The sequence below is a fragment of the Enterococcus sp. DJ147D b genome (assembly GCF_058216655.1).
On sequence record NZ_CM177104.1, the window covers coordinates 986,857 to 1,002,454 of the forward strand.

A 15,598-nucleotide genomic window follows, 5' to 3' on the forward strand; every position below is an offset into this window, starting at 1 on the left:
CAAAAAACAGAAAAAAATTTTAGCAAGCATTTATTTTAAACGAATAGAGTTGCTGAAGAAAGTAATAAATAACCAGTAAACTTGTCATTTTATGAAATTTGTGGTATAGTTTTCATTGGTAATGATACTAATCGTGAGTGAGCGGAATTTTCGCTCACTCTTTTTAATGGAATTACGTAGCCAATTTTAAGGAGGCGAAATTTTTGAGTAGCGTCGTTGAAACAGTCACAGAAATGGTGACCCCGATTTTAGATGAACAAAATTTTGAACTTGTAGAAGTAGAGTTTACAAAAGAAGGCAAAAACTGGTTTTTACGAGTATTCATTGACAAAGAAGGCGGAATTGACATCGATGAATGTGTCTATGTCAGTGAAAAATTAAGTGAGAAGCTAGATGCTGCAGATCCAGATCCGATTCCTCAAGCCTATTTCCTAGAGGTGTCATCTCCTGGAGCAGAACGTCCATTGAAAAAAGAAGCAGATTATGAAAAAGCACTAGGTGATTATGTCCATGTGTCTTTATATCAACCTGTTGATGGAGAAAAACAATACGAAGGTTTTCTTCAATCATTTGATGCTGAGCAACTAACGTTAAAAATTCGCATAAAAACACGCGAAAAAGAATTAACCATTGAACGTAAAAATATTGCGAAAGCTCGCTTAGCTATTCAATTTTAATTACGGAGAGGAATCAAAATAATGAGTAAAGAAATGTTGAACGCGTTAGATGCTTTAGAAGCTGAAAAAGGTATCTCAAAAGAAATCGTGATCGACGCTTTGGAAGCTGCTTTAGTTTCTGCTTATAAACGTCACTATGGACAAGCCCAAAATGTAGAAGTAGAGTTTGATCAGAAAAAAGGAAACATCCATGTTTATGCGGTGAAAGAAGTTACAGAAGAAGTAATGGATTCCCAACTAGAAGTGTCGTTAAAAGACGCACTTTTGATTAATCCGGCGTATGAATTAGGAGATACAATCCGTTTTGAAGTTACGCCTAAAGACTTTGGACGAATTGCTGCGCAAACAGCAAAACAAGTGATTTTGCAACGTGTTCGTGAAGCTGAAAGAACAATTATTTATAACGAATTCAGCGAATACGAAAAAGACATCATGCAAGGAATCGTTGAGCGTCAGGATAAACGTTATATCTATGTGAACTTAGGTAAGATCGAAGCAGTCTTGTCTAAACAAGACCAAATGCCAAACGAATTTTATCAACCACATGACCGAATCAAAGTCTACGTTTCACGTGTTGAAAACACATCAAAAGGCCCTCAAGTTTTTGTAAGCCGTAGTCATCCAGACTTATTACGTCGCTTATTTGAACAAGAAGTACCTGAAGTTTACGATGGACTAGTTGAAATCGTAAGTATTGCTCGTGAAGCAGGCGACCGTTCAAAAGTTGCTGTTCGTTCAAACGATGCAAATATTGATGCTGTTGGAACTTGTGTAGGACCTAAAGGCCAACGTGTTCAAGCAATTGTAAACGAACTAAAGGGTGAAAACATGGATATCGTTGAATGGAACGAAGATCCAGCAATTTTTATTGCGAATGCATTGAACCCAGCTCAAGTAATGGATGTCATTTTTGACGAAACAAATGCGAAAGCTTGTACAGTGGTTGTACCTGATTATCAATTATCTTTAGCAATTGGTAAACGTGGACAAAATGCTCGCTTAGCTGCAAAATTGACAAATCATAAAATTGACATCAAATCTGAATCAGATATGGCTGAGTTTTATGAAAAACGAGCAGAAAAAGAAGAAGTTGTAGAAGAAGTAGTTGAAGAACTCCATGATGAAGCAATCGTTGAATCAGACCTAACAGCTGATGAATACGAAGCAATGGCTTTTGAAGAAACTGAAGCAACGGAGAAAACAGATCAAGAAGCTTAATTGTAAGGAGGCAAACGAGATGAAACAAAGGAAAATTCCTTTACGCAAATCTGTGGTTTCGGGTGAAATGAAACCGAAAAAAGAAATGATTCGAGTGACCCGTTCAAAAGAAGGGGAAGTTTCAATTGATCCTACTGGAAAAATGCCTGGACGAGGCGCGTATGTCTCAATTGAGCCGGAAGAAGTGCAAAAAGCTTGGGATAAGCAAATCCTCGATCGAGTTCTCGAAGTAAAACTAACAGATGAATTTTATCAAGAACTATTAGATTATGTTACACACCAGAAAGCCCGAAAAGAGCTTTTCGGAAAATGAACACAGTAAACCGGCAAAAAGCCATGAATTTACTAGGACTTGCGATGCGTGCTGGGAAGTTAGTAACCGGTGAAGAGTTAACCATTGCAGATATTCGTCGCCAAAAGGCAAAGGTAGTGTTTGTTGCGACCGATGCTAGTGAGAACACAAGAAAAAAGATCAAAGACAAAAGTTCCTATTACAAAGTTCCTTGTTTTGAACTATTTTCAGAAGCTGAAATTACGCAAATGATTGGAAAACCACGAAAAGTCTTCGGCGTCTTAGATGCAGGGTTTGCGAAAAAAATCAAGGAGCTAATTGAAGGTTAGGAAGGTGATTACATGGGAAAAAAAAGAGTCTATGAATTAGCAAAAGAGCTCAATCAGTCTAGTAAAGTGATTGTCGAAAAAGCCCAAAAATTGGGGATCGACGTAAAGAACCATATGGGAACTTTAAATCGCGAAGATGAGAATAAATTGCAGCAAGCTTTCAAAAACCCAGTTGTACAAAAGCCAAACCAGAAACCAGTCAATCAAAAGCCAAATGATAAAACTCAAGAAAACACAAAAAATGTAACACAACAAAAAAATAAAAATAACCGCAACTATCAAGATCGCGGTCAAGGGAGCGGTCAAGTGAATCAAGGACAAAACAAATCATCCAACCAAAATAACCAAAACCGTCAAGGCGGAAATCAAAATCGTAACAACAATAACAATCGCGGAAAATTCAACAACAATAACCGCAATCGTTTTAACAAAAAAGGAAGAAAAGGGAAACAACAAACTTCAAATAAACCAGCTGTGCCACCACGTAAATTCCGTGAACTACCAGAAGTTCTAGAGTATACAGATGGCATGAACGTTGCAGATATCGCGAAAAAAATTCACCGTGAACCAGCGGAAATCATCAAAAAACTCTTTATGTTAGGTGTTATGGTCAATCAAAATCAAGCACTTGATAAAGATACAATCGAGTTATTAGCAACAGATTATGGTATGGAACCACAAGAAAAAGTACAAGTGGATATTGCCGATTTAGATAAATTCTTTGAACCAGAAGAATTGAATGAAGAAAATCTAGTTTCACGTCCACCAGTTGTCACAATTATGGGACACGTTGACCATGGTAAAACAACATTGTTAGATACTTTACGTCATTCACGTGTAACGAATGATGAAGCGGGTGGAATCACTCAACATATCGGTGCTTATCAAATTGATATCGACGGTAAACCAATCACTTTCTTGGATACACCAGGTCACGCGGCCTTTACAAGTATGCGTGCTCGTGGAGCAAGTATCACAGACATTACCATCTTGGTTGTTGCCGCTGATGATGGTGTAATGCCACAAACGGTTGAAGCTATCAACCATGCGAAAGCGGCAAATGTGCCAATCATCGTTGCTGTAAACAAAATTGATAAACCAGGTGCAAATCCACAACACGTTATGCAAGAATTAAGTGAATATGAACTTATTCCTGAAGCATGGGGTGGAGATACGATCTTCGTTGAAATCTCAGCAAAATTTGGTCAAAATATCGAAGAATTATTAGAAATGGTTCTATTAGTTTCTGAAGTAGAAGACTTGAAAGCTGACCCAACGCAACGCGCAATTGGTACAGTTATCGAAGCACGTTTAGATAAAGGTAAGGGACCAATCTCTACTTTACTTGTTCAACAAGGAACATTACATGTAGGAGACCCAATCGTTGTCGGAAATACTTATGGACGTGTTCGTGTGATGGTCAACGACTTAGGTCGACGTGAAAAAAATGCGGGTCCAGCAACACCAGTTGAAATCACTGGCTTGAACGATGTGCCACAAGCTGGAGATCACTTTGTTGTCTTTGAAGACGAAAAAACGGCTCGTGCAGCTGGTGAAGAACGTGCAAAACGTGCAGTTGTTGAACACCGTGCTGCTACAAGTCGCGTAACCTTAGACAACTTGTTTGAAAGCCTTAAAGAAGGCGAATTGAAAGAAGTTAATGTCATTATCAAAGCTGACGTACAAGGTTCTGCAGAAGCTTTAGCTGCTTCATTGAAGAAAATTGATGTCGAAGGCGTTCGCGTAAAAATCGTGCATGCTGCTGTTGGCGCAATCAATGAAAGTGATGTTACTTTGGCTGCTGCAAGTAACGCAATCATCATCGGTTTTAACGTACGTCCTACACCACAAGCGAAGAGTCAAGCTGATTCAGAAGAAGTAGATATTCGCTTACACCGAATCATTTATAAAGCAATCGAAGAAATTGAAACAGCGATGAAAGGGCTGCTTGATCCTGAATTTGAAGAAAAAATCACTGGTCAAATGATCATTCGTGAAACCTTCAAAGTTTCAAAAGTTGGAACGATTGCTGGTGCGTATGTGACTGAAGGATTCATCCGCAGAGATAGTGGCGTTCGTGTCATTCGTGACGGAATCGTTATCTACGAAGGTCAATTAGCTAGCTTGAAACGTTTTAAAGATGACGTTAAAGAAGTTAAAATGGGATTTGAATGTGGCGCAATGATCGAAAAATTCAATGACATCAAAGTTGATGACATCATTGAAGGATTCATCATGGAAGAAGTTAAAAACGACTAATAAAAATAAAGGAGGCCGCTCATTATGGCTAACTATCGTGACCGTCGAGTCGGTCAAGAAATTTTAAAAGAAGTCAATGATATTTTACGTAAAAAAGTTCGTGATCCTCGAGTTGAAAACGTGACGATCACTGATGTACATGTAACAGGTGATTTACAACAAGCAACCATCTATTACAGCATCTTATCTGATCTTGCTTCAGATAAGAAAAAAGCACAAGAAGGTTTGAGTAAGGCAAGTGGTTTAATCCGTCGTGAATTAGGTCATAACTTAAGTATTTACAAGACACCTGAGCTAATCTTTGAATTAGATGAGTCTGTTGGTTATGGTAACCACATCGATGAGCTGTTACGTAATTTGAATAAGGACTAACAAAAAAAGCATCCATTCCTATCAAGGAAAATATGGATGCTTTTTTGCTTGAATAAAAAAATAAAAATTTATTGACAAAATTATTGGACAAGGAGTTCCTATGTTATAATAAACAAAAATACGCTCTTTGAAATAAAAATATTCAAATTATGAGCATTCAAACTGAAGTTTTGCTATGAACGAATAGCGCGATTACGAAACCTCAAAAAATTTTATCCGAGGTTTTAGAGCTATGCTGTTTTGAATGCCTCCAAAACTCCAACTAAAATCAGTGTTTGTATGTGGCAGTTTTAGAGCTATGCTGTTTTGAATGCCTCCAAAACGTCAGGCATTTGAACGTACTCTTCGTGAACGTTTTAGAGCTATGCTGTTTTGAATGTAAAGCTACCGAGTTTTGATCATTATCCAAATAATTTAAGACAACTTAACCAAAACATTACTCATGTATCGAGTAATGTTTTTTTGTTATAATGAGTTGAATGGGACAAAAAGTTCCCAGAAATTTTTATATTTTTTGAACGGATTTCTTTTTAAAAAAAGAAAAAAGGATGTGGGGATAATGAAAAGAGTAATTGGGTTAAGTATGGTTGGTTTGACTTTGTTTCTTGCTTCATGCGGGAAAACGGAGCAAACTACTTCAAATGAAACTTCACAGTCAATGATTCAAACGAGTGAAACGACAGCAATGACTACTTCTGAAGTGACAACAAGCGATTCAAAAACGGCAACAAGTATCAAAGAAACGAACACAACTATAACGACAACACAAGCAAGTTCAACAGATCAAAACACAAATACCTCAGCAGCAACAGTTACAGATTCATCAACAAATGTAACGAATGAACCTACATTTACACCAGAACAAAAGCAAGCGTTAGATGCTATTTATGCAAAGTATCCTGAGTATAAGGATTCAGATATTGCTTTTATCTTTTGGCAAATGATTGATGATGATTATCTTTTCAAAGCTTATAGTCTTTCTATGATTGAACAAGGCGGTTCAGGTACATTGACCTTTTTCCGAGTATCACCGACAGGAGAAGTGCAAGAAACAGATCCTAGTGGAAACCCGTATTAAGAAAATAATTTGAGAAAATTAAAAACGGCAAGTCTCATTAGTTGAGAGACTTGCCGTTTTTTTTGCACGAAGATCAAAACTCTTCGTTTGTCTTGGGGAAGACATATTTAATTGCCTGAAAGCCACCCATATAACCAATCAAAGGGTGCAAAGAAAATATTTTCCATCTGATCCCTCCTTTTGTATAAAAAAAGAATAACACGGATTCTATTTACACCCCGATGAATTTTGTTACGTTTGTGTATCCTAGATGTAAAAATCGTTGGAGTTGGAATCAAAAATGTAGTATTCATTCTTGCTGTGTTATAATAAATCAGTTGAATCAAAAAGAAATGGAGAGCAGAAATGGAAGGGCTATTACCGTTATGGAAAGAACGTGGGATGACAAGTCATGACTGCGTATTTAAATTAAGGAAAATATTACATACCAAAAAAATCGGGCACGGTGGAACGCTAGACCCAGATGTAGATGGTGTGTTACCAATCTGTATTGGAAAAGCAACAAAAGTGATTGAATATTTAACTGATTCTGGAAAAACCTACCAAGGTGAAATTACGTTGGGATTCAGTACGACAACGGAAGACAAGTCTGGTGAAGTGGTTGAAGAACAAGCAGTAACAGAACGTATCTCAGAAGAAAAAATCGATCAAATCATGGCTTCTTTTATTGGGGAGATCACGCAAATTCCGCCAATGCATTCGGCGGTGAAGGTCAATGGCAAACGACTTTACGAATACGCACGTAATAATGAAATAGTTGAACGTCCAAGTAGAAAAGCTCAAATTTATCGTTTTGAACGCACGAGTGAATTAAACTGGGATCAAGAAAACGGGTTGTTATCATGGCGTTTTGAAGTTGAGTGTGGTAAAGGAACCTATGTGCGAACACTTGCTGTTGATACAGGGAAAAAACTAGGTTTTCCTGCTCATATGTCAGATTTGACAAGGACAGCAAGTGCAGGAATGAATCAAAAACAAGCAATCACTTTGGCACAGGTAGCTGAATATATGGCAAACGGAACTATTTCTGAGTATCTATTACCAATCGAGGCAGGGGTTACGAAGTTTCCACGAGTAGATATCAGTGAAGCTGTTTGGCAAAAAGTTAAGAATGGTATGCGTTTGGATTACAAAGTCTTTGGCTTATCAACGATGCCAGACCAAGAAATTGCTTTGTTTTATCAAGATAAAGTTGTTAGTATCTATCAACCTAATCCAAAGGAAAAAGATAAATTAAAACCAAGTAAAGTGTTAAGAAATGAGGTATAACTGATGGAAATTATCAAGATTCGTCATCCTTATCAAAAAAATCAAATTCCAGCAGAGGAAGTAGTGCTTGTCTTAGGATTTTTTGACGGGGTACATTTAGGCCATCAAAAAGTAGTTGAAACTGGTCGAAAAATCGCTGACCAAGAAGGTTTGAAATTAGCTTTGATGACGTTCAATCAACATCCTTCAATTGTGTTTAAAAAAATCGATCCAGCAAGTGTTAAGTATTTAACTACCTTAGAACAAAAAGAAGAGAAAATGGCTGCACTGGGTGTGGATTTTCTATATGAGATCGACTTTACTTCTGCTTTTGCACATTTGGCACCTCAAGAGTTTGTTGATCAATACATTGTTGGTTTACATGCTAAGTATGCTGTTTCTGGGTTTGATTATACGTATGGACCAAAAGATATTGCGGATGTGGAACATCTTCCTGAATATGCAAAAAATCGTTTTGAAGTTGTGACGGTCCAAAAAGAAATTGAAGCTGGTGAAAAAATCAGTTCTACACGTATTCGTCAATTGTTGGACGCAGGTGATGTGACAGAAGTAACCAAACTTTTAGGTAGTGTCTACGAAATTGAAGGTATCGTGGTTCATGGTGATGCTCGCGGGCGTTTGTTAGGTTTTCCAACGGCAAATGTAAAAGTCAAAGGAACTGTTCATTTACCTAGAGAAGGTGTCTACGTTTCTGAAATCAAGGTTGGTGAAAACTGGTATCCAGCGATGGGTTCAATTGGTCATAATGATACATTTGGTGAGGGGCGAGAGCTAACTGTTGAATTATTTATTTTAGACTTTAGTCAAGATATTTATGGCGAGCATGTAGCCGTCCGCTGGAATAAATTTTTGCGAGATCAAGTAAAGTTTGCGAATGTAGATGATTTGATTACGCAATTGAAAAAAGATGAAGCTGATACAGCTGCTTACTTTAAAAAATAAAGAGAAGTCAATAGAGGCTGTGACAGAAGTAATCGGCTTATTTAATAAATTACTTCAAGAACATCGTTTATTCAGAAATAAGGAGTGTGGCAAAAAATTATGTCACACTCTCTTAATTTCTCAAGATTTCGTTGACTGCAACAGGAAAAAACTTGAAAGTCCTTCCCTTTGCTTCTTTTTCAAAATCCTAGTATAATAAGCATGTTTTTTTGAATTGGAATGAAGAGAGAACGGAGATAAATAATGATGAACAATTTTTGGGCAGAATTACCAAAGCCCTTTTTTATTTTAGCACCAATGGAAGATGTGACAGATGTTGTTTTTCGCCATGTTGTTCAAGCGGCAGGCGCACCAGATGTCTTCTTTACAGAATTTACTAATTCGGACAGTTATTGCCATCCAGATGGTAGACAAAGTGTTCGAGGCCGTTTGACTTTTACTGAAGATGAGCAGCCAATGGTGGCACATATTTGGGGGGACAAACCAGAATTTTTCCGCGAGATGAGTCTTGGCTTGGCAGAAATGGGTTTTAAGGGAATTGATTTGAATATGGGCTGTCCCGTTCCTAATGTGGCCGGTCATGGGAAAGGGAGCGGACTGATTTTACGTCCTGAAGTTGCGGCAGAGTTAATTGAAGCTGCTAAAGCAGGTGGACTCCCTGTCAGCGTAAAAACAAGGCTCGGATATAAAGATATAGCAGAAATGGAAAATTGGTTAGCGCATGTCTTAGCACAAGATATTGCAAATCTGTCAATTCACTTAAGAACGCGCGACGAAATGAGTAAAGTAGATGCGCACTGGGATTTGATTCCGCAAGTGTTAGCCATTCGAGATCGAGTGGCGCCACAAACACTGATAACTATCAATGGGGATATTCCTGACCGTCAGACTGGACTCCGATTAGCTGAAGAATATGGGGTAGACGGGGTCATGATTGGTAGGGGAATTTTCAAAAATCCATATGCTTTTGAAAAAGAACCTAGAGAACACTCTTCAAAAGAACTGCTTGATTTATTGCATTTACAATTAGACTTGCAAGATCAGTATGCGGAATTGGTTCCGCGTTCGATAGTTGGTTTGCATCGTTTCTTTAAGATATATGTTAAAGGATTTCCAGGTGCTAGTGATTTGCGTGCGCAATTGATGAATACGAAGACGACGGATGAGGTTCGAGAAATACTGAAAGATTTTGAATAAGGTTGTGGCGCAAAGCGAACAGCTCCGAAAAAAATAATGAGCAACTGACAAAAATAGCTTTTCATATTTTTGAACAGTTATGAATTATTTCGAGGAGTTGCTTTGGGAACACCGTAAATAGAGGTTGTGGTGCAAAGTGAACAGCTCCGAAAAAGAATAACTAACAAAAATAGTATTCTCTGTTATCGGAGTTGCGCCACTTATTTTTAAATCATTCACCTAACTGAAAGATGGCCGTTAACGATAGAGGTATGGCATTGACATGCCATACCTTTTTTGTATCCACATATAAAAAAAATTTATCATGACCCTTGGTTTTGACTATAGCTGAAAGTGACGACTATACTTTTGCATGTAGTAAAACTTAGGAGGAATTTTTTATGCTTACAGGATTAAATTTATTGAACAATCCATTTCTAAACAAAGGAACAGCATTTACGAAAGAAGAACGCGCAAAATTTGGTCTTACAGGGATGCTTCCCAGTACAGTTCAAACATTAGAACAACAATCCGTTCAAGCTTATGGTCAATACTTAAGCAAACCATCTGATTTAGAAAAACGAATTTTCTTAATGAACTTATTTAATACCAATCGTACACTTTTCTATAAATTGATGGGTGAACATTTAGTTGAGTTTATGCCAGTTGTTTATGATCCAGTAGTCGCTGACTCAATTGAACAATACAATGAAATTTTCTTGAAACCACAAGACGCAGCTTTTCTTTCAATCGATGATCCAGAAAGTATAAAAGCAAGTCTAAAAAATGCTGCTGATGGTCGAGATATTCGTCTAATTGTTGTGACTGATGCAGAAGGAATTTTAGGTATGGGTGATTGGGGCGTCAACGGTGTCGATATTGCGATCGGAAAATTAATGGTTTACACTGCAGCCGCTGGAATCAATCCGGCACAAGTGTTGCCAGTGTCTATTGACGCAGGAACAAATAACCAAGAATTATTAAACGATCCACTATATCTAGGAAATCGTCATGAACGCATTGAAGGGGAAACTTATTATCAATTTGTTGATCAATTCGTAAATGCGGCAACAGAATTATTCCCTGAATTATTATTGCATTGGGAAGATTTTGGTCGTGGAAATGCAGCCACTATTTTAGAAAAATATCAAGATCAAATCACTACATTCAATGATGATATCCAAGGAACAGGGATCGTTGTTTTAGCTGGTGTATTAGGTGGATTGAATATTTCTGGTGAAGCATTGAAAGACCAAACGATTTTAACATTTGGTGCCGGAACTGCTGGTGTTGGGATTGCAAATATTCTTTTAGATGAAATGATTCGTCAAGGTGTTCCAGAAGAAGAAGCACGCAACCATTTTTACCAAGTGGATAAACAAGGTTTACTCTTTACAGACACAGAAGGACTAACGCCAGGACAAATTCCTTTTGCACGAACTCGTGACGAATTTGAAAATGCAGCAGAATTGACTAATTTAACTGCAGTGGTAAAAGCAATCCACCCAACAATCATGATTGGTACATCAACACAACCGGGGGCCTTTACGGAAGAAATCGTTAAAGAAATGGCTGCTCATACAGAACGCCCAATCATTATGCCTTTGTCAAATCCAACAAAACTTGCTGAAGCAAAAGCGCAAGATTTAATTACATGGACAGATGGAAAAGCTTTAGTAGGGACTGGGATTCCTGCAGCCGATGTTGAATATCAAGGTGTTACTTACCAAATTGGTCAAGCAAACAATGCATTGATGTATCCAGGGCTTGGACTAGGTTTGATTGCTTCAACTGCAACACGTGTGAATGCAGAAATTATTTCTCAAGCAAGCCGTGCCTTGGGCGGAATCGTTGATGTGACTCAACCGGGTGCATCAATTTTACCTCCTGTTGCAAAAATTACTGAATTTTCTCAAATTATTGCAGAAACAGTTGCCAAATCAGTGGTAGAACAAGGGTTAAACCGTGAAGAAATCACAGACATCAAAACTGCTGTGGTAGATGCTAAATGGGTACCAGAGTACACAGAATTAGTAGCAGAATAATTAGAAATAGGTGTGCAAGATTGTAAGAAAAGCAGGTAGTTCAACGAAGCTGTTCTGTTTTTCTTACGGGTTGCTTAAGGAGAAAGGATCTGTAAGTATGGTACAAAAAGCAACAGCTGATTCAGCGGTTGAAGACGAAAAAAAGACGAGTATTTGGTCAACAAAAATTAGTGGTATCAGTTTGCCCTTATATTTAATCATGGTTGCCGTATTGATCGTCGCAATGGCGTTAGGAAAATTACCGACAAACATGATTGGTCCAATTGCTGTATTAGTTATTTTAGGGAATTTATTTCATTTTATTGGTTCCAAACTTCCAATTGTGAAAAGTTATCTTGGTGGTGGCTCTGTTTTTGCTATTTTTGCATCAGCAGCTATCGCAACTTTTGGTATTTTACCTGAGTATGTGGTTCATGCAACGGAGAATTTTGTCAATAATATGGGCTTTTTAGATTTTTATATTGCCGCGTTGATTACTGGTAGTATTTTAGGAATGAATCGTAATTTATTGATGAAAGCTTCTGTCCGTTTTATTCCAGTCGCATTGATTTCAATGGTCGCTTCCTTTTTTGCAGTCGGCTTAGTAGGAATGTTGATTGGCAATGGTTTTGCTGACTCAGTATTGTATGTTTCGCTTCCTGCAATGGCCGGTGGTGTTGGTGCGGGTGCTGTGCCGTTATCTAGTATTTATGCCAATGTTTTAGGGACAGATGCTTCGGCAATTATTTCTCGTTTGATTCCGGCAACAGCGATGACCAATGTGCTAGCCATTATTGGTGCAGCTTTGGTAGCACGCGCTGGACAATCAATGCCTAAAATCAACGGAAATGGAAAACTAATGGAAAAAGGTGACCTTGGCGATGGAAAACCTCGTACAGTGAAACCAAATATTTCTCAATTGGGTGTAGGATTGATGGTTTCAATCACCTTTTTCATTCTTGGCCAAATTTGTAATTACTTTGTTCCAAAAGTTCATGCGTATGCGTTTATGATCATTATCGTTGTCATTTGTAAAATTACGAATATCTTGCCTGAATATTATGAAGATGCAGCTATTATGTTTAATAACTTAATTGTGAAAAACTTGACCGCGGCTGTTCTTGCGGGTATCGGGATTGCGCTTTTGAATTTAAATGTACTAGCCTCTGCATTAACTTGGCAGTTTGTGGTACTTTGTTTAACAAGTGTCATTGTTATTTCATTAGTATCTGGCTTTGTTGGTCGATTATTTGGACTTTATCCAATCGAGTCTTCTATCACAGCAGGACTATGTAATAATTCAATGGGCGGTACCGGTAATGTTGCGGTACTTTCTGCTGCGAATCGAATGGAACTCATTGCATTTGCTCAAATGGGGAATCGTTTAGGTGGAGCAATTGTCTTGATTATCTCAGGATTTTTGATGCAGTTGCTTTCATAAGAAAAAACTTACGGATCATGTTGTCATTCACATGATCCGTAAGTTTTTTTATCTACTTAAATGAGGAAAATTCGGCAAAGTAAAGATGAATTAGAAAAAACGAAGGGATTAAATGGCTATTTGGTACAAGAATATGTACTAGCCTCCTACGCATAAACGGATAACTATCTCTAGTCCTCTCATTTCTTGATTTAAACGATAGTAATTCAAGTTGCCAAAGTTACCAACTACATATTTATCACATCAATGAACAGTCACAATAAAATAGGAAAGAATATTTAATGAAAGTAACGTCAGCAAATCATTGAAGACCAGATGAAGAAGTGATAGAATGATTTTTTGATTACCTGAACAAACACACAGAAAATTGAAACTGTCTAATTAAATACATTGTCGCTTGTCTCTCGAAAAGTAAGAAACTTTTTCGAGAGATCGTTGTTTTTAAGTAGAAACCAAACAAATTTTTCAATTGTGGAAGGCGAAACATTTGTAAAACATTTGAGAAACCGGCAAAATCATATAAAACACTTGATTTTTTGAATATACAAGGAGGCAAAGAGATGAAACCTAAAATTACCCGAGAAGAAGTAGAACAATTACTAGTCTCCGATGCATATTTTGAGAAAAAAAACTATGTGCTAAAATTTTTACAAACGATAGTTGCCATTATTGGCTGGATTTGCGTGATACTACCTTTTATTTGGTTATTGTTACCGTTTATTTCACCAAAAAAAGCATGGAAGAATCATTTAGTTGTTTATAAGGATGAGTTACAAACTTTAAAATTTTTAGTTGTTTTTTTGAGTATCATGTTTGTTATGATTGCGATAGTTTACATTGGATTGACGCTACGAAATAATTTTCATTTTAAAAATCTTTTGCACAAAAAGATCCAATATGATGAAGAGCGCTTAGAAAAAAGGCGGCAATTACTAAACAAAGCGTTTGATGAACGGTTTGGACCCGAAGAAGTTCGCAAAGAAGTGTGTAGTTATTCCGTAAAAGAAGAGCAAAACTTAGATACAGATTTTGTACGCAACCTTTATAAGAAAGGAGGTGTGGAGCTATGATGACTTTTTTTCAAACTGGTAATCATGTATTCGATACCCTTTTAACAATCATATTTTTGTTTCTAGTTACGTATCCAATTATTGGCGGGTTTTCTTGGTTTATCGGTGTTTTATGTTATACTTTTCTTTTTAAATATAAACAAAAAGAGTGGAATGATATCCCGATAGAGATCGAGCCATTTATTACAATCATGGTTCCTGCTCATAATGAAGAAATTGTTATTGAAAATACAATAGAATACTTAATGACCAAAATAAACTATGAACATTATGAAGTATTAGTAACAGATGATGGTTCTACCGACAGTACACCTGAAATATTAGCTCGGCTACAAAAAAAATATTCCAAGCTACGAGTAATTCGAATTGAAAAGAATAAGGGGAAAGCACATGCTTTCAATATCGGTATGGGATTTGCCAAGGGAAAATTGATTCTGAGCAATGATGCAGATACAGTCCCAGAACCTGATTCTTTGAATATGTATGTCAACTATTTTCTTCGTCAAGATTCGACAAATATTTCTGCAGTTACAGCCAATATGGATGTGCAAAATAGAACGAAGTTGATTGCAAAGTCACAGACAGTCGAATTTTCTAGTATTGTGGGAATCATAAAACGGACACAAAATGGTGTATTAGGAAGTATCTATGCCTACAGTGGGGCAAATACGATGTATCGAAAAGACGCATTGATCGATGTTGGATTGTTCAGGCAAGACCGAGCAACTGAAGATATTAGTATTGCGTGGGATCATCAAATGGATGGTTGGCTTTCCCTTTTTGCTCCACAAATCATGTTTTTTATGGAGGTTCCAGAATCTTTGAGGATGCTTTATCGTCAAAGAAAACGCTGGGCTAAAGGCGGAACAGAAGTTTGGTTGACGAATTTCAAAAAAATAATGTTGCATCCATTTAGAAATATTGGACATACGGTCATGTTCATTGATCAAACTTTCAGTATCGTTTGGTCATTTTTCTTTTGGCTTTCTAGTTTTATTTTTTTATGGAGTTTATTCAAATTTATTTTGGAGGGGAACACGGAAGGAATCTATCACATGTTCACTTTATCTTTCCTTTTTGTTTGTTTTGAAATGATCTCAGGAATTTTTCAATTGGGCGCCTCACTCATCTTGGACGACCAAGGAAGAAAATTCAAGTATTTATTTTTTGCACCATTATATATGTTGCTTTATTGGATGATAAATGCTTTGACGATTGTGACTACTTTTATTCCAGCAATCAAAACAATTCTAGGTTTAGGTTCAGGCACGTGGAAAAGTCCAGAGCGAAAAGGTCCATCGCTTTCAAAAAGGGATTCAACCGATGAAATGGATAGATAAAGTGGATACGCGTGCTTACGAAATTACAAATGAAGAATAGACAAAAAGCAATACATGGAATCCTTAGATAGAATTGTCTGTGTTGCTTTTTTTTTAGGAATAATGGATGCA

General features: G+C 37.2%; 14 protein-coding genes. All 14 read left to right on the forward strand.

Going from position 1 to position 15,598, the window contains the following annotated elements:
- The first annotated feature begins 203 nt into the window (after nt 1–203).
- The 14 genes from rimP to AC4BD1_RS04850 all read left to right on the forward strand — a co-directional run bounded on the left by rimP (nt 204) and on the right by AC4BD1_RS04850 (nt 15,487).
- A complete protein-coding gene (gene rimP / locus AC4BD1_RS04785) occupies nt 204–677 on the forward strand; it encodes a ribosome maturation factor RimP (RefSeq protein ID WP_067484222.1) in 474 nt (157 codons plus the stop codon).
- A 21-nt stretch (nt 678–698) separates the two neighbouring features.
- Complete coding sequence (nusA, locus tag AC4BD1_RS04790; RefSeq protein WP_490467143.1) at nt 699–1,895, forward strand: transcription termination factor NusA; 1,197 nt, start codon at nt 699–701, stop codon at nt 1,893–1,895.
- 19 nt (nt 1,896–1,914) lie between these two features.
- Nucleotides 1,915–2,208 (forward strand): RNase P modulator RnpM, encoded by a 294-nt coding sequence (gene rnpM / locus AC4BD1_RS04795; RefSeq protein ID WP_206909696.1) that lies wholly within the window; start codon nt 1,915–1,917, stop codon nt 2,206–2,208.
- Nucleotides 2,205–2,516, forward strand: coding sequence for a YlxQ-related RNA-binding protein (locus AC4BD1_RS04800; RefSeq protein ID WP_206909698.1), 312 nt, complete (start codon nt 2,205–2,207; stop codon nt 2,514–2,516). The genes rnpM and AC4BD1_RS04800 overlap by 4 nt, the downstream gene beginning before the upstream one ends.
- 12 nt (nt 2,517–2,528) lie before the next feature.
- Entirely contained in the window at nt 2,529–4,775 is a 2,247-nt protein-coding gene (gene infB, locus AC4BD1_RS04805) for a translation initiation factor IF-2 (protein WP_490467144.1), read from the forward strand.
- A gap of 24 nt (nt 4,776–4,799) precedes the next feature.
- Nucleotides 4,800–5,147, forward strand: a complete 348-nt coding sequence (gene rbfA / locus AC4BD1_RS04810) for a 30S ribosome-binding factor RbfA (protein ID WP_067484229.1) — start codon at nt 4,800–4,802, stop codon at nt 5,145–5,147.
- Nucleotides 5,148–5,706: 559 nt separating this feature from the next.
- The gene (locus AC4BD1_RS04815) at nt 5,707–6,225 is read left to right on the forward strand and encodes a hypothetical protein (RefSeq protein WP_490467145.1); all 519 of its coding nucleotides are present in this window, start codon (nt 5,707–5,709) and stop codon (nt 6,223–6,225) included.
- Nucleotides 6,226–6,570: 345 nt separating this feature from the next.
- Nucleotides 6,571–7,494 carry a tRNA pseudouridine(55) synthase TruB gene (gene truB / locus AC4BD1_RS04820; protein WP_490485892.1) on the forward strand — a complete coding sequence of 308 codons (924 nt, stop codon included), beginning with the start codon at nt 6,571–6,573 and terminating at the stop codon, nt 7,492–7,494.
- 3 nt (nt 7,495–7,497) lie between these two features.
- The gene (gene ribF, locus AC4BD1_RS04825; protein ID WP_490485893.1) at nt 7,498–8,436 is read left to right on the forward strand and encodes a riboflavin biosynthesis protein RibF; all 939 of its coding nucleotides are present in this window, start codon (nt 7,498–7,500) and stop codon (nt 8,434–8,436) included.
- A gap of 243 nt (nt 8,437–8,679) precedes the next feature.
- The gene (locus tag AC4BD1_RS04830; protein WP_206909710.1) at nt 8,680–9,633 is read left to right on the forward strand and encodes a tRNA dihydrouridine synthase; all 954 of its coding nucleotides are present in this window, start codon (nt 8,680–8,682) and stop codon (nt 9,631–9,633) included.
- 380 nt (nt 9,634–10,013) lie between these two features.
- Nucleotides 10,014–11,657, forward strand: a complete 1,644-nt coding sequence (locus tag AC4BD1_RS04835; protein WP_490467148.1) for a malolactic enzyme — start codon at nt 10,014–10,016, stop codon at nt 11,655–11,657.
- 97 nt (nt 11,658–11,754) lie between these two features.
- Nucleotides 11,755–13,077: a 2-hydroxycarboxylate transporter family protein gene (locus AC4BD1_RS04840; RefSeq protein WP_206909712.1), complete on the forward strand. Its 1,323-nt coding sequence runs from the start codon at nt 11,755–11,757 to the stop codon at nt 13,075–13,077.
- A 560-nt stretch (nt 13,078–13,637) separates the two neighbouring features.
- A complete protein-coding gene (locus AC4BD1_RS04845) occupies nt 13,638–14,147 on the forward strand; it encodes a cell division protein (RefSeq protein WP_490467149.1) in 510 nt (169 codons plus the stop codon).
- Nucleotides 14,144–15,487 (forward strand): glycosyltransferase family 2 protein, encoded by a 1,344-nt coding sequence (locus tag AC4BD1_RS04850; protein WP_490467150.1) that lies wholly within the window; start codon nt 14,144–14,146, stop codon nt 15,485–15,487. Before AC4BD1_RS04845 ends, AC4BD1_RS04850 begins: the two co-directional genes overlap by 4 nt.
- Nucleotides 15,488–15,598 lie beyond the last annotated feature (111 nt).

Bases quoted from the DNA above. Each gene is read 5' to 3' on its own strand.
- nusA (WP_490467143.1), top strand. From the start codon at position 699: ATGAGTAAAGAAATGTTGAACGCGTTAGATGCTTTAGAAGCTGAAAAA.
- rnpM (WP_206909696.1), top strand. From the start codon at position 1,915: ATGAAACAAAGGAAAATTCCTTTACGCAAATCTGTGGTTTCGGGTGAA.
- AC4BD1_RS04800 (WP_206909698.1), top strand. From the start codon at position 2,205: ATGAACACAGTAAACCGGCAAAAAGCCATGAATTTACTAGGACTTGCG.
- infB (WP_490467144.1), top strand. From the start codon at position 2,529: ATGGGAAAAAAAAGAGTCTATGAATTAGCAAAAGAGCTCAATCAGTCT.
- rbfA (WP_067484229.1), top strand. From the start codon at position 4,800: ATGGCTAACTATCGTGACCGTCGAGTCGGTCAAGAAATTTTAAAAGAA.
- AC4BD1_RS04815 (WP_490467145.1), top strand. From the start codon at position 5,707: ATGAAAAGAGTAATTGGGTTAAGTATGGTTGGTTTGACTTTGTTTCTT.
- truB (WP_490485892.1), top strand. From the start codon at position 6,571: ATGGAAGGGCTATTACCGTTATGGAAAGAACGTGGGATGACAAGTCAT.
- ribF (WP_490485893.1), top strand. From the start codon at position 7,498: ATGGAAATTATCAAGATTCGTCATCCTTATCAAAAAAATCAAATTCCA.
- AC4BD1_RS04830 (WP_206909710.1), top strand. From the start codon at position 8,680: ATGATGAACAATTTTTGGGCAGAATTACCAAAGCCCTTTTTTATTTTA.
- AC4BD1_RS04835 (WP_490467148.1), top strand. From the start codon at position 10,014: ATGCTTACAGGATTAAATTTATTGAACAATCCATTTCTAAACAAAGGA.
- AC4BD1_RS04840 (WP_206909712.1), top strand. From the start codon at position 11,755: ATGGTACAAAAAGCAACAGCTGATTCAGCGGTTGAAGACGAAAAAAAG.
- AC4BD1_RS04845 (WP_490467149.1), top strand. From the start codon at position 13,638: ATGAAACCTAAAATTACCCGAGAAGAAGTAGAACAATTACTAGTCTCC.
- AC4BD1_RS04850 (WP_490467150.1), top strand. From the start codon at position 14,144: ATGATGACTTTTTTTCAAACTGGTAATCATGTATTCGATACCCTTTTA.